The following is a 20,917-nucleotide window of genomic DNA, read 5'->3' as shown; positions in this document are numbered from 1 at the left end:
TCCCTTATAGCGTGACGACCACCTGCGCAGACGGCTGCCTGCGCGGCGCGAGCGCCACTTCGAGCATGCCCTGCCTGCCGTTCCAGCTGAAGCGCACGGCCCGCCCGTCGACCGTCACCGCGCGCGGCCGGGCCGCGACGTTGTGCACCTTCAGCGCGAAACCGCGCTCCTGGGGCGACTGGGCCTTGCCGGTCTCGGTGTGCAGCGAGATCTCGAGCCTGCCGGCGGCATGGCGGCTGGCGAAGCGTACGATCTCGTAGCGTCCTTTCGCGTAGGCGTCGGCGGTCTCGCCGTCGTCGTCGTACATCCGGCCCTCTCCCGCCGCCACGCTTGGGTGGTGGTAATAGTGCAGGTCGATCTGGCGCGCCGAATAGTCGCGCGTGCTCTGCACCACCTTCGCCATCGGCACGAAGGCGCCGGCCCGCACGTACACCGGAATGTGCGCGTCCACCGGCTTGACCACTTCCGTGATGCCGCCGCGGTGCTGCGCGCCCGTATGGAAGTCGAACCAGACGCTGTCCTTCACCGGGAAGTGCACTTCCTGGCGTGTCGCGCCGGGCTCCACCACGGGCGAGACCAGGAAGTCGCGTCCCCACAGGTAGGTGGTGGCCATGGCGGTGGCCTCGTCCTCCTCGAACAGGATGGGACGCATCAGGGGCATGCCGGTCTGGCTGTTGTCGAAGGCAAGCGTGTAGTTATACGGCAGCATCGCGTAGCGCAGCCACACCGCCTCGCGCGCCAGCACCTTGGCGCGCTCGGACCGGAACACCGGCTCCGGCGCCACATCGGACTGCGCATGCGGGCGGAAGATCGGCTGGAACACGCCATACTGCAGCCAGCGCACGTACAGTTCGTCGTCCAGCATCGGGCCGGCGAAGCCGCCCAGGTCCGAATGCATGTAGGCCAGGCCCTGCATGCCCATCTGGAGCGCGATCTCGACTTGCGACTGCAGTCCGCCCCAGCTGCGGCCGACGTCGCCCGACCACGGGATCATGCCGAAGCGCTGCGAACCGGAATAGCCGGCCCGCATCAGGATGAAGGGGCGCTCGTCCGGAAAGTCCTTGCGGTAGCCCTCGGCGATCAGGCGCGCCCAGTCGTGGCCGTAGATGTTGTGCACCTGGTCGGCACCGCGCTTGGCGCCATCCGGACCGTGCTGCACCCAGGACGGATGCACTTCGGGCTCGCCCAGGTCGCCCCACCAGCCGGCCACGCCGCCCGCCTTCAGCTCCTTGTAGATGTTCCAGAACCAGTCCCGGCCCTCGGGGCGGTACAGGTCCACCAGGCCGGTGTTCCCGAAGTAGAAATCGTAGGTGGCCGGCTTGCCGGCGCCGTCGGTGGCCAGGGCCTGGCGCCGCACCGCTTCCTGCCAGCGCTGCGAGGTGGTCAACACGAAGGGCTCGGTGATCAATACCGTCTTCACGCCCCGCTTGCGGAAGTCGGCCATCATCCGCTCGGCGTTCGGGAAGCTGTCGCGGTCCCAGGCCAGGTTGCCCATCGTACCCTTGACCTCCTTGCCGAACCAGAACAGGTCGAGCACGACCGCGTCCAGCGGGATCTTCTCCTGCGCGAAGCGCTCGACCACGGCGCGCGTTTCCTGTTCCGTCTTGTAGCCGAAGCGGCTGGCGAAGTTGCCGAAGGCCCAGCGCGGCGGCAGCGGCTGGCGCCCGGTCAGGGCCGTGTAGTTGGCCATGACATCGGCCCAGCTGTCGCCGGCCACCACCTGGTAGGTCTTGCGTCCGCCGATCGCCTCGTAGCGCAGGGTGCCGTCGCGGCGGCTGTCGAAGTCGAGCCAGCCGGCCTGCGGATTATCGAAGTGCAGCGCATATTTTTTCGAGGACAGCGCGAGCGGCATCGTGGTGTTCAGCAGCATCGAGCGCTTGCCGTAGCCGTAGTCGGCCCGGTTATACAGCTGGAAGCGCTGGCCGCGCCGGTTCATGCCGGCCGCGCGCGCGCCGGCGCCGTACAGGGCCTCGTCCCCGTCGAGCGCGAATTCAATACTCTCGAGCTTGTCGACCCGCGCATAGCCGCCCTTCTCCGCCACCAGCGGCTTGCCCTTGTACAGGTAGCTGATGCGGAAGGGCTTGCGCTCGACCACGACCGACAGGCCCGGCGTGGCAAAGCTGATCTGGCGCTCGCCGGCCGTGAGCGTGGCGCCCACATCCACCGGCGCGAGCACCACCGCGTGCGAGGCCGGGTCGTATTGCTCGCCGTTCGGGATGAAGGTGGTCTCGACCACCTGTGCCGAATACGGCTTGATCAGGTAGCGCCCGTCGCCCGTGCGCAGTTCCAGGGTGTCCTGGTGGCGGGTATAGGAGTGTAGTTCGCGTCCTGCGTTCTGGGCGAAGGCAAGCGGGCTGCAGAGCAGGCCAAGAAGCAGCCGCGCGGTCGTGATGTTCGTCATGGGTCTCGGATGGAGTTGCGGACAAGCGTGAGCATGACAGAATTCGGCCGGATGAAAAAGTGCCAATGTAATTTAATTACATCGAGCCGGACCGAGCGCGCCGGTACGCGCATTCCCGGTAGTAGACGACAGGGTGCGCTTCTTGCCACCCCTGTAGTCAGACTTCCAGCGCGACTCAGCGCAGATACGGCATCACGTTGTTGGCGACGCGCGCCGTCTCGGCCTCGCTCAGGGGCAGGCGGCGGAAGGCGGCCCAGGCGTCGCGCGGACGGGCGGCGCTGCCAATCGCGGCGTCGGACCCCACCAGCACGCGCTCCATGCCGACCTGGCGCAGGCGCCGCACCAGGCGCCGCGCGTCGGCCGGCGACAGGCCGGGACGGGCAAAGGCACTGACATCGATCCAGACGTGGCGCACGCGCGGATCCTGGCGGGCGGCGGCATCGGCCAGCACCGCCAGCGCGGCCAGCTGCGGCCCGGCCTCGCGTTCGCCCGCATATGCCACCTGCACCGGCACGTCGGGCGCATGCGGCAGCAGCTGCTCGATCAGCAGGCGCGCCTCGCGCGTGCCGGTCTCGGACAGCTGCAGCACGATCGCGATGCCGCGCGCGTTGGCCGAGCGGAACACCCGGCGCAGGCGCTCGATCTGCTCGGGATCGTCCAGCTGGACGCCGCCCGCGGCCGGCTGCAGCCGGATCGCGCGCCCGAACTCCGCACTGGCGGCGCAGCGCGCCAGCTCGGCCAGCGCATAGTCCTTGAGCGGATCGACGCTGCACAGTGCAACCAGGCGTTCCGGATATTCCGCTGCCTGGCGCGCCGCCCAGTCGTTCTCGGCGCGCACGCGGCGGTACTCGGCATCCTGGGCGTACTCGGCCTGGCCGTACACATAGGCCACCGACAGCACCGCGGCGCGCCCGATGCCGGCCGCGTCGAGCTGCGGGATGAGGTCGCGCGCCGAGACCGGGTGCAGCGCGCCGGTGGTCGACATGAAGGCCGCCGCGGCCGGGCTGTACACGTACTGGTGGTGATCGGCCAGCGGCATCGCGGCGCCCGCCCGCGCCTGCACGGCCGCTGCGGATGCGCCAGCCTGGCCGGCGACCGTGGCGGCGGCGCCGACGCCCGGCAGCAGCGCCAGGGTGGCCGTGAGCAAAACGGATAGATGCCTCATACATACACCTCGCAGGTAATGGCTGGCCGGGCGCATGCGAACGGCCAAAGCGACATGTTATCGCACCGGCACGAACGCCTGTCAAGATTGCATGTTCCATGCGCCTGGCGTAGCATCGCCCCCTGCGCACGTTCCAGGCCGCCGGCCCAGGCGCCACACCAGCATCGACAAGGAGACAGATGAAGAACGATATTCCGCCACTGGCGGCCCATCCCGTGAGCCAGACCCGCTCGTTCATGACGGTGGCGCTGATCGAACTGTGGGAACGCTTCGGCTATTACGGCATGCAGGCCCTGATCGTGTATTTCATGGTGCAGCGCCTCGGCTTCGCGGACAGCCGCGCCAACCTGGTGTGGGGCGCGGCGGCCGCACTGATCTACGTGGCGCCGGCGATCGGCGGCTGGATCGGCGACAAGGTGCTCGGCACCCGACGCTGCATGATCCTGGGCGCCCTGATCCTGACCCTCGGCTACGGCCTGATGTCGATCCCTACCACCAATACCTGGATGACCTTCTCGGCGCTGGGCGTGATCGTGGTCGGCAACGGCCTGTTCAAGCCGAACACCGCCAACCTGGTGCGCAAGATCTACGAGGGCGACGATTCCAAGATCGACAGCGCCTTCACCATCTACTACATGGCGGTCAACGTCGGCTCGACCTTCTCGATGCTGGCCACGCCCGCCATCAAGGACTACGTCAACGCCAGCTACGGCGGCGAACTCGGCTGGCACGTGGCCTTCGCCGTGTGCAGCGTCGGCCTGTTCGTCGGGCTGCTGACGGTCGGCCTGCTGCGCAAGACCATCGGCCACATCGGTTCGCCGCCGGACGCCGAGCCGCTGAAGATGGGCCGCCTGCTGGCCGTGCTGGCCGGCGGTGTGCTGGCGGTGGCCGGTTCGGCCGTCATCCTGGAGGACCAGGGCCTGGCGCGCGCCTTCGTCTACGTGGCCGGCATCGTGGTGCTCGGCATCTTTGCCCACCTGATCCGCACCAGCCAGCCGAGCGAGCGCGCGGGCCTGATCGCAGCCCTGGTATTGACCTTGCAGACGGTGTTCTTCTTCATCTTCTACCAGCAGATGTCGACCTCGCTGTCGCTGTTCGCCCTGCGTAACGTCGACCTCGAGTTCTCCCTGTTCGGCGCCCACCTCTGGACCTGGTCGCCGGCCCAGTTCCAGGCCCTGAACGCGATCTGGATCATGGTCCTGAGCCCGGTGCTGGCCTGGATCTACACCCGCGCCGGCAGCAGCGGCAAGGACATCTCGATCGCCGCCAAGTTCGCGCTCGGCTTCGCGGTGGTGGCGGCCGGCTTCTTCACCTATGGCGTGGCCGGCAGCTTCGCGGTGGGCGGCCTGACCTCGTCCTGGATCATGATCGCCGGCTACGGCCTGTACTCGCTGGGCGAACTGCTGGTCAGTGGCCTGGGCCTGGCGATGATCGCGCGCTACGTGCCGGCGCGCATGGGCGGCTTCATGATGGGCGCCTATTTCGTCGCGGTCGGCATCTCGCAATACCTGGGCGGCGTGGTGGCCAACCTGGCCGCGGTGCCGGAAGGGATGAGCGATCCGCTGCAGACCCTGCCGGTGTACACCAGCCTGTTCAACAAGCTGGGGCTGGCGGCGATCGCCTGCACCCTGATCGCGCTGGCCGCACTGCCGCTGATGCGGCGCCTGACGGCGACCCACCACGCACATCAGTAAGGTGGCGGCAGCTCGCACCGTAGGGTGGGCAGGTCTCCTGCCCACGCGGTGATGCTCAGGGGCCGAGCAAGCGCGCCGGCCGATCCAAGCCGGGCCTGAACGCGTGGGCGGAAAATCCGCCCACCCTACGGTATCATGGCGGACCAGATTGACGGATTCCAGCATGCCTACCACCTCCCCGACCGATCCCCCGATCGATCCCCGTTCGCTGCGCGCCCTCCAGCTCGCGCAGCGCGTGCACGCCATCGAACCTTTCCGCGTCATGGAAATGGTGAAGGCCGCAGGCGACATGAAACGCAGCGGCACCGACGTCATCAGCATGAGCGTGGGCGAGCCGGATTTCGGCGCGCCCGAGATCGTCGCCCATGCCGCCATGCGGGCGATCCAGGCCGGCGCTACCCAATACACCGACTCGCTCGGCCTGCGCGAGCTGCGCGAGGCGATCTCCGGCCACTACGCCGCGGTCCATGGGCTGGACATCGATCCGGGCCGCATCGTGGTCACCGCCGGGGCCTCGGCCGGCCTGCTGCTGGCCTGCGCGGCGCTGGTGGACGAGGGCGACGAAGTCCTGATGCCCGATCCCTGCTACCCCTGCAACCGGCATTTCGTCGCGAGCTTCGGCGGCACGCCGGTGCTGGTGCCGGCGTCGAGCGACGACCGCTACCAGCTCGGCGCCGCCCACGTGGAAGCGCACTGGGGCCCGCGCACGCGCGGCGTGCTGGTCGCTTCTCCCTCGAACCCGACCGGCACCTCGATGACGCCGCAGCAGCTGCGCGCGATGCTGGCCGCGGTGCGCGCCCGTGGCGGCTTTGCCATCATCGACGAGATCTACCAGGGCCTGAGCTACGACCACAAGCCGCTGAGCGCACTGGCGCTCGACCCCGACGCGATCACCGTCAACAGCTTCTCGAAATACTTCAGCATGACTGGCTGGCGCCTCGGCTGGCTGGTGGTGCCGCAGGCGCTGGTGCCGGTGTTCGAGAAACTGGCGCAGAACCTGTTCATCTGCGCGCCCACCATCGCCCAGCAAGCCGCGCTGGCCTGTTTCACACCCGAGGCGCTTGCCATCTACGAGGAACGCCGGCTGGCCTTCCAGCGCCGCCGCGACCTGCTGGTGCCGGCCCTGCGCGCGCTCGGCTTCACGGTCCCGGTGATGCCCGACGGCGCCTTCTACGTGTATGCCGACATCGCATCGGTCGCGCATCCGCACTGCGGCGACAGCAGTGCCTTCGCCTGGTCGCTGCTGCGCGAGGCGGGCGTGGCGATCGTGCCGGGTGACGACTTCGGCGTGGCGGCGCCGCAGCGGCATGTGCGCTTTTCCTACGCCACACGGCTGGAACGGATCGAAGAGGCGCTGGCGCGCCTGGAACGTTTCCTCGGCTAGCGCGATGTCGCGGGCCAGCGGTCCGTACTGCCCGCCACCAGCGCCAGCAGGGCATCCGGCGCCGCCGGCTTGACCAGGTACTGGTCGAAACCGGCCGCCAGCGCGCGTTCCCGGTCCTCGCCCTGCCCGTAGCCGGACAGCGCGATCGCGAACGGCGTGCTGCAGGCAAGGCCGGCGCGCAGGCGCCCGATGACCTCCATGCCGTCCAGGCCGGGCAAGCCGATATCGCAGATCAGGACCTCGACCGGCTGCGCCTGCGCCGCCGCCAGTCCCGCATGTCCATCGTAGGCGACCGTCACCTCGTGCCCGGCCAGTTCGAGCAGGATGCGCAAGGTATCGCAGGCGTCGCGGTTGTCCTCGATCAGGAGGATGCGGCAGGCGCGCGGCGCCGCCTCCGGCGCATCGCTGATCTCAAGCGCAGGCGGCGCGCCGCGCCGCAACGGCAGGCGCACCGTGAAGCTGCTGCCGCGCCCCTCCCCTTCGCTTTCGGCGACCACCGTTCCGCCGTGCATGCCGACCAGGTTGCGCACCACGTTCAGTCCGATTCCGAGGCCGCCCTCGGAGCGGGCCAGCGAACGCGGCCCCTGGATGAACAGGTCGAAGATCTGCGGCAGCATGTCGAGGGCGATGCCGGCGCCGTCGTCGCTCAGCCGGACGGCCGCCTGCTCCTCCTCGCGCCAGGCACGCAGCGCGATGCGGCCGCCATCGCCCGTGTACTTGGAGGCGTTGCCGAGCAGGTTGGCGAATACCTGGGTCAGGCGCACCGGATCGCCGTCGATGGCGAGCGACTCGTCGGGCAGTTCCAGCTCCAGGCGCTGGCCACGCTCGCGGATGCGTGGCGCGACCGTTTCGAGCGCCTGGTCGAGCACCTCGGCCAGCACAAGCGGGCGCAGGGCGAGGGTAATCTTGCCGCTGCTGATGCGCGCGGCATCGAGCAGGTCGTCCAGCAGGCGCGCCATGTGGTCGACCTGGCGCCGCACCACGCCCGCCACCTGGGTCAGCTGGGGCGAGCCCCCGCCCAGGCTGCCAAGCAGGCTGGCGGACATGCTGAGCGGCGCCAGCGGATTGCGCAGCTCGTGCGCCAGCATGGCGAGGAATTCGGTCTGGCGGCGGTTGGTCGCTTCGGCCAGGTCGCGCAGCGATTGCGCGCTGACGGTCGCCATCACCAGGTGCTCGTTGGCCTCGCGCAGCTGCTCGACCTGGAGTTCCAGCCGTTCGCGTTCGCGCGCCAGGATGCGCGCATGCGACAGCTCGGCCTCGAGCGCGGCGATGCGCGCCTGCAGCGCCTCCCCGTCTGCCTGGGAACGTTGGCCGGATCCGCCGTGCGCGTCGTCAAACGTTCCCATGCCCGCCCTCACTCGTCCGGACTGGCGCGGTAGGCGGATCCGAACAGCACCCCGTTGACGGGCGCCGCAATGGGATCGATCTCGAGTCCGTCCTCCGTGATCCGGTATTCGCGCACGTCATGGCTATGGCTGCTGCCACGCACCTTGACCACTGCCATGTACCTGCGCACCTGGCCATCGACCTCGGCGTAGCGCATGCCAACCATGGCATCCGTGATATACGCCATGTCGGGACGGGTGTAGTTCATGTTGGACACGTGTTCGTCAAGGCCGATGGTGACCATGGCCGACACCCCGCGCTTGGCCAGGCTGCAAAGCAGGCGGAACACGCCGTCGCGCAGGTCGCGCCTGCTCTCGGGCGCCAGGTAGAGCGACAGTTCCGACAGCGAATCGATGACCACCCGGCTGGCGCCGCTGCGCGCAATAGCCTGCATCAGCTCGTCTTCCAGTTCCTCGAGGGTCAGGTCCACCAGGCGGCTCTCGACCACGCTGACCTGCCCGGACTGGACCATGGCCGCCAGTTCGGCGTTGCGCAGGCGCGAGGTGCCTTTTTCAAAGCACATCAGCACCCCCGTCTCGCCACACGTGACGCCGACTTGCAGGAAGCGGGTGCCGAGGATGGTCTTGCCGGAACCGGTCGGGCCGATGACGAGCAGCGAATGGCCTTGCGGCAGGCCGCCGTGCAGCAGTTCGTCCAGGCCGGGGGTGCCGGTCGGGATGCGGCGCGGATTGGCATCGACCGCCGTGCCCGGCAACCGGTCCGCAGCCAGCGGCGGCAGCAGGCGCGGGTAGACACGCAGGCCGTCATCGGTGATGCGGAAGCTGTGCGCACCGCTCATGTGGGCCTGGCCGCGCATCTTGACGATGCGGATCTTGCGCACGCTGGCATCGCGTTCGGCCTGCTGGCTCAGCGCGATCATGCCGTCGGCCACCGTCATGATCGGATTGGTTTCGGTGTCGTCGTGCTGGTATTCGCCGATCAGGAAGGTGGTCGCCATCCAGCTGGTCATGCGGGTGCCGAGTTCCTGCACGAAGTGCTGCAGGTCGCTCATGCCCTCGTTGCCGTTGCGCGCGGTCTGGATCACGGAACGGAAGGAATCGACAAACACCAGGCCCGGCGCGAAGTCCTCGACTTCCCGCGTGATGCGCTCGAGCACGCCGTTGAAGTCGCCGGCGCGCAGGTCACCCGCCAGGTTCACGTAGCGGATCACGCTGCCGACCTTGTCCATGTCGAAGAAGCAATACTGCTGCTGGTAGCGCAGCATCTTCAGCGGCGGCTCGCCCAGCACGGTGAAGAACAGCGCGCGCCGCTGCTCACTGGCAAGCGCAAACATGATCTGGTGCGCCATGGTCGTCTTGCCGCAGCCCGGAGAACCGGTGATCAGGTTGAACGAAAACTCGTTCAGGCCGCCACCCAGCAGGATATCGAGCCCGGGTACACCAGTTTTCAATTTCCCCAAGCTTACTTTGTCGCTCATCTATTTCTGCTCCTGTGCATGCGTCTGCCGGCCTGCGGCACATTCCGCAGCGGTCGTTGCCGAGGCGAGCAGGCGCTCGGTCAGCCCCTCCCCGATCAGCGTGGCAAGCAATTGGGTGAAGGTGCTCAGCAAGACCTCATTGGCTGCGGTCGCGCGCGCGGCGTCTACCGAGGCCAGGCGCTCCTGCAGCGCGGTAAAGAGCTGCTCGGGCGAGCGGCAAGGCTGCGGCGGGATCATCCATGCATGCTCGGGGCCCACCACATGGCAGGCACGGCCGAACAAGGCGCAAAAGCCGCTTTCGCCGATCAAGGGGCACAAATGCTGCGCGATACGCCGCCATGGCGAGAGCCAGGCGGAGCTAGCGGTAAGCTGTGCCGGCATGCCATTGCTAGTCATCGTGGTTGTATTGAGGAACAATTCATGCCAATGTGCGTGGCCGATGTCCCGACACGGGGCATCGACAGGGTCGACCGTACAGGCCACATTATAGCTTGGGGGCCCTGGCACGCTGACTCGTTTGCAATTTTCTTCCCATCTCTTTTGCGGCGCCATACAAATATTCCCGCTAAGATACATATCGCCGAGCCTTTGCGCTCATCAACGTCGGGTTACCATGAACATCAAGAAGCTGGTTTCCGCCCTGCCGGCGGTGTGCATCCTGTTTTGCATTGCGCTGGAGCCGGCCGCGGCTGCCGGTGCGGACGCGTCCGCTGCCGATCTTCGTTTCCAGGCGATCCATACGAAGGAGTGGCAGTGGCGCCTCGCCCAGCGCCTTGCGCGCGAGCCGAACGATGGCGGCGTCAGCCCCGCGCTGGCGCGGGTCGACGCGGCGGCCCAGGAGGCGCGGCGCGCCTACTGGGAAGGCATCCTGGCCGAACTCGATGCGCTCCAGCCGGACGCCCTGTCGCCCGCCGAGCGGCTCAACTATGCCGTCTACCACGCCCAGGTCGCCGCCCTGCTCGATGCCCAGCGCTTCCGCGAATACGAGCAGCCGGTCAACGCCGACAGCGCATTCTGGACCGACGCCAGCTACGCCGCGCGGCGCCCGCTGCGCAGCCTGGACGACTACCGCAACTACCTGCGCCTGCTGGAAGCGCTGCCCGATCACTTCGCCCAGCAGACCGCGAACATGCGCGCGGGCCTGGCGCGCGGTTTCACGCCGCCGCGGGTGACGCTGGCCGGGCGCGACGTCGCGCTGGTGTCGGTGGCCGAGGCCCGCCAGCCCGAGGACACGGTGTTCTTCACGCCATTCAGGAACATGCCGTCCTCGCTGCCGGCGGCCGAACAGGATGCCCTGAAGGCGCGCGCGGCGACCCTGATCCGCGAGGCGGTGCAGCCGGCCTACGCGAGGGTGCTGGCCTTCTTCCGCAACGAATACCTGCCGCGGGCGCGCACCAGCCTGGCCGCCCAGAGCATGCCCGGCGGTAAAGCCTATTACCAGTCGAAGATCCTCGAATACACGACCACCCGCTTGAGCGCCGAACAGATCCATGCCATCGGCCTGGCCGAAATGGCGAAGATCCGCGCCGAGATGCACGCGACCATGGCGCAGGCGGGATTCAAGGGCGAGCTGCCGGCCTTCCTGCAGTTCCTGCGCACCGACCCGCAGTTCTACGCCAAGACGCCGAAGGAACTGCTGATGCACGCGGCCTGGACCGCGAAGAAGTTCGACGCCAAGGCCGGCCAGTACTTCGGCTACCTGCCGCGGCGCCGCTTCGCGATCCTGCCGGTGGCGGACGACCAGGCGCCCTTCTATACGGCCGGCCGCGGCGGACCCGGCGCCTATTGGGTCAACACCTACAACCTGCCCGCGCGTCCCCTGTACAGCCTGCCGGCATTGACGCTCCACGAATCGGCCCCGGGACATGCCTTCCAGATGCCGGTGGCACAGGAACAGAAGGGCGTGCCGCCCTTCCGCCGCGCCTACATCTCGGCCTTCGGCGAAGGCTGGGCCCTGTATGCCGAGCGCCTGGGCGTGGAGATGGGCATCTACGAGACGCCCTACGAGCACTTCGGCATGCTCAGCTACCAGGCCTGGCGCGCAGCGCGCCTGGTGGTCGACACCGGCATCCACGCCAAGGGCTGGACCCGCGAGCAGGCGCAGGCCTACCTGATGGAGAACACGGCGCTCGCCAGGCACGAGGTGGAAACGGAAGTGGACCGTTATATTTCCTGGCCGGGCCAGGCCCTGTCCTACTACCTGGGGCAGATGGCGATCCAGGAAGCGCGTGCGCGCGCGGAACAGGCACTGGGCCCGAGATTCGACATCCGCCACTTCCACGACACCGTGCTGCAGCTGGGGTCGGTGCCGCTGCCGGTACTGCAGCAGCGGATCGACGCCTTCATCGCGGACGGTGGACCGAGTCCGTATCCGGCGGCGCCGTGAACGTGCTCAGCGCAGCCTGAACTTCAGCTGGAACGAGATGCCGCCGTACAGGCGGTCGCGGTAGCTCGGAATGATGCCAAGGTTCAGGCCGACCCGCCCGTACTCGTAGGTAAGGGTCGGGATCGCCGCCGGGAACCAGCCGCCGTTGCGCATGTTCGGATAGCCGTCGAAGGCCGCCAGCGCCAGACCCAGGCGCACCGGTCCCAGCGCGTAGGGCTGCCAGATCAGGCCTGCATAGTTCGACCAGCGCCGGTCGCTGTTGTGGAAGCGGCCGGCGGTGGCCGCCATGGTGCCGCTGAAGCGGTATTCCGCGCCCAGGCCCTTGTTGGCGCCGTTCAGGTCCTTGTCGCTGTCGAAATGGGCGGTGGCGAAGCCGCTGTCGAGCCAGAGTTCGCTGGCCGGGGCGGCCTCGATCTTCGTGAACAGCCCGCCGTCCTGGGTCTGGGCCTGGACCAGCGGCGCGCAGCAGGCCAGCAGCAGCGCAATGGGGGAAAGGCGCATCAGTCGTCGGCTTTCGGGTCGAGATCGGGGAACATCACTTCGGTGAAACCGAAGCGGGAAAAATCGCGGATGCGCATCGGATACAGGATGCCGTGCAGGTGGTCCACCTCGTGCTGCACCACGCGCGCATGGAAGCCGTCGGCGTCGCGCACCACCGGCCGGCCGTACTGGTCGGCGCCCTCGTAGTGCAGCATGGTGTAGCGCGGCACGCTGCCGCGCAGCCCGGGCACCGACAGGCAGCCCTCGAAGCCCTCTTCCATGTCGTCCGACAGCGGCGTGAGCACCGGGTTGATCAGGACCGTCTCGGGCACCGGCGGCGCATCCGGATAGCGGCCGTTCCTGGCGAAACCGTAGATCACGAGCTGCAGGTTGACACCGATCTGCGGCGCCGCCAGCCCGGCGCCGTTGGCCGCGTGCATGGTGTCGAACATGTCCTGCACCAGGGCGTGCAGCTCGGGCGTATCGAAGGCGCGCACCGGCTCGGCCACCCGCAGCAGGCGCGGGTCGCCCATGCGCAGGATCTCGCGCACGCTCATGGCGCCGCCGCCAGCAGTTCGTCGAGGCTGGCGCGCAGCCCCTCGGCCGTTTCCGGGTGCTTCAAGCCCATGGCCAGGGTCGCCTGCAGGTAGCCCAGCTTGGAGCCGCAGTCGTAGCGCCGGCCGGCATAGCGGTAGGCCAGCACGCGCTCGGCGCGCATCAGCGAGGCGATGCCGTCGGTCAGCTGGATCTCGCCGCCGGCGCCGGTGCCGAGGTTTTCCAGGTGATCGAAGATCGAGCCGGACAGCACGTAGCGCCCGACCACGGCCAGCGTCGACGGCGCCACCTCGGGCGCCGGTTTCTCGACGATGCCCGAGACCAGCTCCAGCCCCTCACGGTAGCGCGAGGCGCTGACCACGCCGTACTGGCGGGTGTGCTCGCGCGGCACGTCCTGCACCGCCAGGATGCTCGAACGCTCATAGGCATACAGCTCGGTCATCTGCGCCAGGACCGGTTTGGTGCCCGCATCGGTATCCATGAAGTCGTCCGCCAGCAGCACCGCGAAGGGCTCGTTGCCGATCACGGGACGCGCGCACAGCACGGCGTGGCCGAGGCCTAGCGCGGCCGGCTGGCGGATGTAGATGCAGTTGACGTTCTTCGGGATCACGCCGCGCACCACGTCGAGCAGGGCCTGCTTGCCGTGCGCTTCCAGCTCGGCTTCGAGTTCGTAGGCCTTGTCGAAATGGTCTTCGATGGCACGCTTGTTGCGGCCCGTGATGAAGACCAGCTCGGTGATGCCGGCCGCCACCGCTTCCTCGACGGCATACTGGATCAGGGGCTTGTCCACGATCGGCAGCATTTCCTTGGGCTGCGCCTTGGTGGCAGGCAGGAAGCGGCTGCCGAGGCCGGCAACGGGGAAGACGGCTTTGCGAATGAGTGTCATACGGTTTTCCAGTTCATTGTCCTAACAGGGCGAGCAGGCCCGTTTCGTCGAGCACGGTGACGCCCAGCTCCTCGGCCTTGGCCAGCTTGCTGCCCGCTTCCGCGCCCGCCACCACGTAGGAGGTTTTTTTCGAGACCGAGCCGGACACCTTGCCGCCGGCCGCTTCGATCAGCGCGCCCGCGGCGTCGCGGCTCATGGTCGGCAGGGTCCCGGTCAGCACGAAGGTCTTGCCGCTCAGCGGTCCCTGGACCGGTGCCGCGTCCTCCGGCAGCTGGTCCAGCAGCTCGGCGCGCAATGCGGCCAGCGCCGCCACCTCCTCCCGGTTGCCGGGCTGCTGCATCCATTCCTCCAGCGCGCCAGCGACGCCGGCCGGCAGGCCGAACACACCGAATACGTTCAGGTGGGCCAGCGACGCCAGGCTCTGGCCGGCGCCCAGCAGCTGGCGCGCACGCGGCTCGGTCAGCTTGGGAATGCCGAGCGCCGCCAGCAGGTTCGCTTCGTCCAGTTTTTCGCGCAGCCCGGCGCGTGGCGCGTGCTCGCCCTGCGGCGCCACGCCGGCCGCCAGCAGCGCATCGATCGCGCGCTGGTTCCGTTCCTCGGCGAAGAAGTCGGCGATGGCATCGGCCACGGTGCCGCCGATGTCGGGCAGCACGCGCAGCAGCGCGCTCGGGGCGCGCCGCACCAGCTCGAAGCGGCCCAGCCAGTCGGCCAGGGTCTTGGCGGTGGACTCGCCCACGTGGCGGATGCCGAGCGCGAACAGCAGGCGCTCGAGCGGCGGATGCCGGCTGGCCGCGATCGCCGCCAGCAGGTTTTCGGCCCACTTGGTGGCTACCTTTCCCGGCCTGGCACCAGGCTTGAGCACGGGATTGGCAGGGTTGGCCAGTTCGTTGGTGGCGGCGTCGCGCTCGTCCGCCAGGCGCTTCATGGCCAGCAGGTCCTCGAGCGTGAGGCGGTACAGGTCGGCCACGCCGTGGATCAGGTCGCACTCGACCAGGCTGTCGATGTAGCGGTCGCCCAGGCCTTCGATGTCCATCATGCGCCGGCCAGCAAAATGCCGGATCGCTTCCTTGCGCTGGGCCGCGCAGCTCAGCCCGCCGGAACAGCGCGCCACCGCCTCGCCCTCTTCGCGCACCACATGCGAGCCGCATACCGGGCAGGTCTGGGGCAGCCGGTAGCGCGGCGGCTCCGGCGCCGGGCGGCGCTCCAGCACCACCGACAACACTTCGGGAATCACGTCGCCGGCGCGGCGCACGACCACCGTATCGCCCACCCGCACATCCTTGCGCAGCACTTCGTCTTCGTTGTGCAGGGTGGCGTTGGTGACCGTGACCCCGCCCACGGACACCGGCTGCAGGCGCGCCACCGGCGTGATGGCGCCGGTACGGCCCACCTGCACGTCGATCGCCGCCACCGTGGTCAGCGCTTCCTCGGCCGGGAACTTGTGGGCCAGCGCGAAGCGCGGCGCGCGCGAGACGAAGCCAAGCAGCGCCTGGTCGGCCACGCGGTCCACCTTGTACACCACGCCGTCGATCTCGTAGGGCAGCGCGCTGCGCTTCTCCCCGATGCTGCGGTAGTAGCCGAGCAGGCCTTCGCAGCCAGTCACCACGGCGCGCTCCTTCGATACCGGCAGGCCGAGGCGTTCGAACCAGTCCAGCACACCGGAATGGGTGTCCGGCGCCGTGGCGCCTTCCAGCACCCCGATGCCATAGGCAAAGAAGCGCAGCTTGCGCTGGGCCGTGATGCGCGCGTCGAGCTGGCGCAGGCTGCCGGCGGCCGCGTTGCGCGGGTTCGCGAATTCCTTCTGGCCGGCCTCGCGCTGGCGCGCGTTCAGGCGCGCGAAGTCGTCCTTGAACATCAGCACTTCGCCGCGCACTTCGAGCACGGACGGCACCCTGGCGCCATGCAGGCGCAGCGGAATCACGCGCACCGTGCGGATGTTCGCCGTCACGTCCTCGCCGGTATAGCCGTCGCCACGGGTGGCGGCCTGCACGAACACGCCGTTCTCGTAGCGCAGGCTGATCGCCAGGCCGTCGAACTTCAGCTCGGCCGAGTACGCAACCTGGCGCGCTTCCAGGCCCTCGCGCACGCGGCGGTCGAAGTTTTCCACGTCCTCGTCGGCGAAGCCGTTGTTCAGCGAGAGCATCGGCAGCGCGTGCGTCACGCCCTTGAACTCGGGGATCGGCGCGGCGCCCACGCGCGAGGTGGGCGAATCGTTCTTCACCGCTTGCGGCCAGGCGCTTTCCAGCGCCTGGAGTTCACGGAACAGGCGGTCGTACTCGGCGTCCGGAATCGTCGGCGCGTCCAGCACGTGGTAGTTGTAGATGTGGCGGTTGAGCTCCTCGACCAGCCAGGCCATGCGCTGCTGGACGTCGTGCGGGACAGTCACTTTCCGGCCTCAGACGAACAGGCGCAGCGCGCGGGTCGATCCGGCCGGGATGTCGGCCGCTTCCATCTCCTGGTAGAACTCGGCCACCTGGCCCTTGATCTCGTCCAGCGCTGCGTCCGACAGCGGCTGGTCGAAGTCGTCGACCACGGTCGCGTCCAGGCGCTGGGTGAGCGCGTGCGCGCACTTGACCATGGCGCCGAAGCCGTCGCGCTCGGGGGCCACGCAGGGCACGTCGAGCAGCAGGGTCAGGCGCGCGGTGGTATCGGCGCCCAGCGTGACGTTGGTGCTGAGCGTGAACAGCACGCCCCCTGCCCCGTCGGGCATCGAGAAGCGGCCGTCCGGGCGCACGTCGAAGCCCTGGTTTTCCAGCGCGCCGATCAGGGTCGAGATCGCCCACGGGGCGCCGTTGGCGGCCAGGTTCACGCCCAGCTGCGCGTCATGTCCGGCCACGAATCGGTGCAGGGTGCGCGCCTCGCTCATCACGTCGATCATGTCCGGCACCTCGGCTTCGGCGCCGATCTCGTCGGCCACGCTGCGCAGGCGCGTCACCAGTTCCGAATATTCGATCTCGTTCAGGGCCGTGGTACGGGTAGCGAGCTGCACGCCGGCCTGCAGCTTGGTGTACACGCCGCCGTGCACGATCGGTTCCCAGTCGCCGTTGACCGCGAAGCCGATGTAGTGGATCGGCTTGTTGCCGACCCGGCGCAGCTTCTGCAGCGCCGGCAGGATACGGTCGCCGCGCAGCGCGCCCTCGAAGTTGAGCGGGATGATGCAGTCGATCAGCGGATCGACCAGGCTCTCGGCCACTTCGGCCGGCGGCATGTCGGGACGGGCGCCCGGCAGCGAGGCGATACTGGTGGGCGCGCGCGCCGCACCGGCCACCGGTGCCGGAGCCGCCGCCTCGCGCGGCGCAGCGCCCGCGGCCGCCCCGCCCGCCGTGGCGTCCGCCGTGGGCGCATCGAGGTCGAGCACCGGCTCCTGGCGCAGGACCGGGCTGCCCTCGCCCAGGTCGGGTTCGGCCGGCGCATCCTCGCTGCGCATCAGCACGTCGTCGTGGTCGGAGGCGAAGGCGCGCTCGACGCTCTTGCGGGCCTTGTATTCCTGCCATTTGTTGTACGAGAAGACACCGGCGACGAACACGCCGGCGCCCACGATCAGGCTCATCTGGAAATCAGTCATGCTGCTTGTGCCTCAGTAGCGAAATGCGCGGCGGACTCCATGTCCACCGCCACGATGCGCGATACGCCCTGCTCCTGCATCGTCACACCGATCAGTTGATTGGCCATCTCCATCGCGATCTTGTTGTGCGAGATGAAGAGGAATTGGGTATGGTCCGACATGCGCTTGACCATGCGGCAGAAGCGCTCGGTGTTCGCGTCGTCCAGCGGCGCGTCGACCTCGTCCAGCAGGCAGAAGGGGGCCGGGTTCAGGCGGAACATCGAGAACACCAGCGCGGTCGCCGTCAGTGCCTTTTCTCCGCCCGACAGCAGGTGGATGGTGGCGTTCTTCTTGCCCGGCGGCTGGGCCATCACCTGCACCCCGGCGTCGAGGATTTCGTCGCCGGTCATCACCAGCTTCGCGTTCCCGCCGCCGAACAGGATCGGGAACAGCTCCGAGAAATGGGTGTTGACCTGGTCGAAGGTGTCCTGCAGCAGGTCGCGCGTCTCACGGTCGATGCGGTGGATCGCGTCTTCCAGCGTGGCGATCGCTTCCTGCAGGTCGTTGTTCTGCGCATCGAGGTAACCCTTGCGTTCGGCCGCCTGCGCCAGTTCATCGACGGCAGCCAGGTTGACCGCACCGAGCCCGGCGATGGCATTGCCCAGGCGCGTCACCTCGGCCTGCAGGGCCTGCGGCTTCATGTCGGGCGTGAGCTTGTCGCGCAGTTCGGATTCCATCGCGCCGGTGGCGGCCAGCGCCTCGGCAAACTGTTCCTGGTTCAGGCGCGCGGCCTGCTCCTTCAGCTGCAGTTCGGTGATACGGTCGCGCTGTGGCTGCAGGCTGCGCTCGTTCCCCATGCGCAGCTCCTCGAACTGGCGCAGCTGCTGGGTGATCTGGTCGAGTTCATGGCGCGCGTCGGCCAGCGCGCGCTCCTGCGTGCTGCGGCGCTCCAGCAAGTCCTGCAGGCCCTCGTGGGCGGTGCCGGCTTCCAGCGCTTCCAGTTCCAGGCGCCCCGCGCCGAGGCTGGCCGCAACCTGGTCGGCCTGGCTGGCGGCGGTGGCGATGTTGCGCCGCAGTTCCTCGATCCGGCTGCGCTGGGCGCGCTCGGCGAACTGCGCTTCCTGGGCGCCGCGTTCCAGGTCGCGCAGCTTCTGGCGCGCCTCGGCCAGCATCCCTTCCTTTTCCAGGAAGGCGCCCTGGCCATCCTCGTGGCTGCCCTGCAGTTCGGCCAGTTCCATGTCGAGCTGCTCGAACTCCTGTTCCGCCTCGTGAGCGGCCTGGCGCTGCTCGGCTTCCTGGGCCGCGATCTCGGTCAGGTCGGCCGCGATCTGGCCGCTGCGCTGGTTGAAACGGGCCTCGATCTCGCTCTGCTTGAGCACCTCGATCTGCAGCGCATGCACTTCGCGCTGCAGGCCGGCGACGCGCTGGCGCGCATCCTGCACGCGCCTGGCCAGTTCACCCTGCGCGGCATCGGCGCGGGTGGCGCGGCTCTTCGCGTCGTCCAGCAGCAGGGCCTGGGCGCGCAGCTGCCTGGCCGTGTTGTCGATATCGTGTTGGCGCGCCAGCATGCCGTCCTGCTCCGCATCGGGGGCGTGGAAGCGCACGCTCGACCGGGTCACCAGGTGGCCCTGGCGCGTCACGAACGCGCCGCCCTGCGGCAGCCGCGCGCGATCGGCAAAGGCTCCCTGGGCATCCTCGGCCACGTAGACCCCGTGCAGCCAGTCGTTCAGCACGCCGCGCAGGCCCGGGTCGTTCAGGCGCAGCAGGCTGGCGAAGGGCTTCAGGCCAGCGGTCTCCGCCTGGGCGGGCGCAGCGGGTGCGGGCGCATACATCGCCAGGCGCGCCGGCGGCGCGTCGCCGACGAAGGCCTTGGCCCAGTCGAGGTTCGACAGTTCGAGCGCGCCCGCGCGCTCGCGCAGCACGGCTTCCAGCGCGGTCTCCCAGCCCGCTTCGATGTCGAGCTTCTGCCACAGGCGCGGCAGGCCCGCCAGTTCATGCTTGTCGAGCCAGGGCTGGACCTTGCCCTGGGTTTGCACACGCTCCTGCACCTGGCGCAGCGCCGCCAGGTGCGCTTCCAGCCGCGCGCTGGCCGCGGATTCGTGCTGCACCTGGGCGTGGGCCTCGCGGCGCTCCTGTTCCACCGCTTCCTGGCGCGCCGTGGCTTCTTCCAGCAGCATGCCCTGCTCTTCCAGCGCGAGCTGCTTTTCCTCGGCCTGCATGCGCAGTTCGTCGAGGGTGGCGCTGTCGGGCAGGTTCAGGCTGTTGCGCTCGTGCTGCAGGCGTTCGCGCCGCGCCGCCAGGCCGCTCAGGATGCCGGCGGCATTGCGCTGGTGGGCGCTGGCCAGTTCGATGCGCTGCTGCACGCCCATGATCCGGGCGCGCGCTTCGTTGGAGCGTTCCTGGGCCAGGCGCCAGGCGGCTTCCAGTTCGGGCACCCGCTCGGCCTGGGCTTCGACGGCGATCTGGGCGCCCTCGGCGCGCGCACCGAGTTCTTCCAGCGTGAACTCGGCCTCGGCCAGCTGCTCCTCGTAGTCGGCACGCTGGGCCAGCCAGGTGTCGCGCTGGGCCGTGAGCGTGCCGAGCTGGTTCTGCAGGCGCGTGCGCGACTCGACCACGAACTTGATCTGCGCTTCCAGGCTGCCGATTTCGGCATTGGTCTGGTACAGCGCGCCCTGGGCCGCATGCAGCCGGTCGCCGGTCGCGAAGTGCGACTGGCGCATCTGCTCGAGTTCCAGCTCCACGTTGCGCAGCTTGGCGGTCTGCGCTTCGAGCGCGGTCTGGGCTTCCTCGACTTCGCGGAAGTAGCGCAGCTGCTCGGCCTGCGCCTCGTTCTTGCGCAGCAGCCAGAGCAGCTTCTGCTTTTCTTCCTGCTCGGCCTGCAGAGCGTGGAAGCGGGTCGCCACCGCGGCCTGGGCTTCGAGCTTTTCCAGGTTGGCATTCAGCTCGCGCAGGATATCTTCCACGCGCAGCAGGTTCTCGCGCGTGTCCGACAGCCGGTTCTCGGTCTCGCGGCGGCGCTCCTTGTACTTGGACACGCCGGCGGCCTCTTCGAGGAACACGCGCAGCTCTTCCGGGCGCGACTCGATGATGCGCGCGATCATGCCCTGGCCGATGATGGCGTAGGCGCGCGGTCCGAGGCCGGTACCGAGGAAGATGTCCTGGATGTCGCGCCGGCGCACTGGCTGGCCGTTGATGTAATAGGTGGAAGTGCCGTCGCGCGTGAGGGTGCGCTTGACGGCGATCTCGGCGAACTGGCCCCACTGCCCTGCCGCCTTGCCCAGGCTGTTGTCGAATACCAGCTCGACCGAGGCGCGCCCGGCCGGCTTGCGCAGCGTCGAGCCATTGAAGATCACGTCCTGCATCGACTCGCCGCGCAGTTCGGAGGCCTTGGATTCGCCCAGCACCCAGCGCACGGCATCGATGATGTTCGACTTGCCGCAACCATTCGGGCCGACCACGCCGACCAGTTGGCCGGGCACCTGGAAATTGGTGGGATCGACGAAAGACTTGAATCCCGACAATTTAATGGATGAAAGGCGCACGTTGCTTCGGCTGGGCTAGGGAATCGTCAAAGGCCCCATCATACCATCTGTTGCTT

Annotated in this window: 14 protein-coding genes; 3 read left to right on the top strand and 11 right to left on the bottom strand. The window is 68.6% G+C overall.

Going from position 1 to position 20,917, the window contains the following annotated elements; all coding sequences use genetic code 11:
• Positions 1–4 precede the first annotated feature (4 nt).
• On the bottom strand, positions 5–2,401 hold the full coding sequence (locus LE190_RS05820) for a glycoside hydrolase family 31 protein (RefSeq protein ID WP_225237789.1): 2,397 nt from the start codon (positions 2,399–2,401) through the stop codon (positions 5–7).
• Between the two features lie 175 nt (positions 2,402–2,576).
• Positions 2,577–3,566: an amidohydrolase family protein gene (locus LE190_RS05815; protein ID WP_225237788.1), complete on the bottom strand. Its 990-nt coding sequence runs from the start codon at positions 3,564–3,566 to the stop codon at positions 2,577–2,579.
• Positions 3,567–3,745: 179 nt separating this feature from the next.
• On the opposite strand from LE190_RS05815, the gene LE190_RS05810 reads away from it, so the two are divergent.
• Together LE190_RS05810 and LE190_RS05805 are read left to right on the top strand one after the other, a co-directional pair.
• Positions 3,746–5,260: a peptide MFS transporter gene (locus tag LE190_RS05810; protein WP_225237787.1), complete on the top strand. Its 1,515-nt coding sequence runs from the start codon at positions 3,746–3,748 to the stop codon at positions 5,258–5,260.
• A gap of 163 nt (positions 5,261–5,423) precedes the next feature.
• The gene (locus LE190_RS05805) at positions 5,424–6,644 is read left to right on the top strand and encodes a pyridoxal phosphate-dependent aminotransferase (protein ID WP_225237786.1); all 1,221 of its coding nucleotides are present in this window, start codon (positions 5,424–5,426) and stop codon (positions 6,642–6,644) included.
• On the opposite strand, the gene LE190_RS05800 is transcribed toward LE190_RS05805, so the two are convergent.
• The 3 genes from LE190_RS05800 to LE190_RS05790 are packed head-to-tail and all read right to left on the bottom strand — an operon-like array spanning position 6,641 to position 9,777.
• On the bottom strand, positions 6,641–7,990 hold the full coding sequence (locus LE190_RS05800; protein WP_225237785.1) for a hybrid sensor histidine kinase/response regulator: 1,350 nt from the start codon (positions 7,988–7,990) through the stop codon (positions 6,641–6,643). The genes LE190_RS05805 and LE190_RS05800 overlap by 4 nt on opposite strands.
• Positions 7,991–7,998: 8 nt before the next feature.
• Entirely contained in the window at positions 7,999–9,468 is a 1,470-nt protein-coding gene (locus tag LE190_RS05795) for an ATPase domain-containing protein (protein WP_225237784.1), read from the bottom strand.
• Entirely contained in the window at positions 9,469–9,777 is a 309-nt protein-coding gene (locus LE190_RS05790; RefSeq protein ID WP_225237783.1) for a hypothetical protein, read from the bottom strand.
• A gap of 304 nt (positions 9,778–10,081) precedes the next feature.
• Between LE190_RS05790 and LE190_RS05785 the strand changes: the two genes are divergently transcribed.
• Positions 10,082–11,854, top strand: a complete 1,773-nt coding sequence (locus LE190_RS05785) for a DUF885 domain-containing protein (RefSeq protein WP_225237782.1) — start codon at positions 10,082–10,084, stop codon at positions 11,852–11,854.
• Between the two features lie 6 nt (positions 11,855–11,860).
• Here LE190_RS05785 and LE190_RS05780 read toward each other — a convergent pair whose 3' ends face one another.
• From LE190_RS05780 to smc, 6 genes are read right to left on the bottom strand one after another with little or no spacing between them, the layout of a single operon-like run.
• Entirely contained in the window at positions 11,861–12,355 is a 495-nt protein-coding gene (locus LE190_RS05780) for a hypothetical protein (RefSeq protein ID WP_225237781.1), read from the bottom strand.
• Positions 12,355–12,891 (bottom strand): peptide deformylase, encoded by a 537-nt coding sequence (gene def, locus LE190_RS05775; protein WP_225237780.1) that lies wholly within the window; start codon positions 12,889–12,891, stop codon positions 12,355–12,357. Before def ends, LE190_RS05780 begins: the two co-directional genes overlap by 1 nt.
• Positions 12,888–13,775, bottom strand: coding sequence for a UTP--glucose-1-phosphate uridylyltransferase GalU (galU, locus tag LE190_RS05770; protein ID WP_225237779.1), 888 nt, complete (start codon positions 13,773–13,775; stop codon positions 12,888–12,890). The genes def and galU overlap by 4 nt, the downstream gene beginning before the upstream one ends.
• Positions 13,776–13,788: 13 nt before the next feature.
• Positions 13,789–16,161: an NAD-dependent DNA ligase LigA gene (gene ligA, locus LE190_RS05765; protein WP_501039612.1), complete on the bottom strand. Its 2,373-nt coding sequence runs from the start codon at positions 16,159–16,161 to the stop codon at positions 13,789–13,791.
• Between the two features lie 9 nt (positions 16,162–16,170).
• Positions 16,171–17,340 carry a cell division protein ZipA C-terminal FtsZ-binding domain-containing protein gene (locus LE190_RS05760; RefSeq protein WP_225237778.1) on the bottom strand — a complete coding sequence of 390 codons (1,170 nt, stop codon included), beginning with the start codon at positions 17,338–17,340 and terminating at the stop codon, positions 16,171–16,173.
• The gene (gene smc / locus LE190_RS05755; protein ID WP_225237777.1) at positions 17,337–20,861 is read right to left on the bottom strand and encodes a chromosome segregation protein SMC; all 3,525 of its coding nucleotides are present in this window, start codon (positions 20,859–20,861) and stop codon (positions 17,337–17,339) included. The genes LE190_RS05760 and smc overlap by 4 nt, the downstream gene beginning before the upstream one ends.
• Positions 20,862–20,917 lie beyond the last annotated feature (56 nt).

The sequence above is a fragment of the Massilia hydrophila genome (assembly GCF_020208145.1).
In the GTDB taxonomy this organism is placed as follows: Bacteria; Pseudomonadota; Gammaproteobacteria; order Burkholderiales; family Burkholderiaceae_D; genus Telluria; species Telluria hydrophila.
Note: the sequence above shows the minus strand (reverse complement) of the source record. Positions and strands in the feature narration are given on the sequence as shown.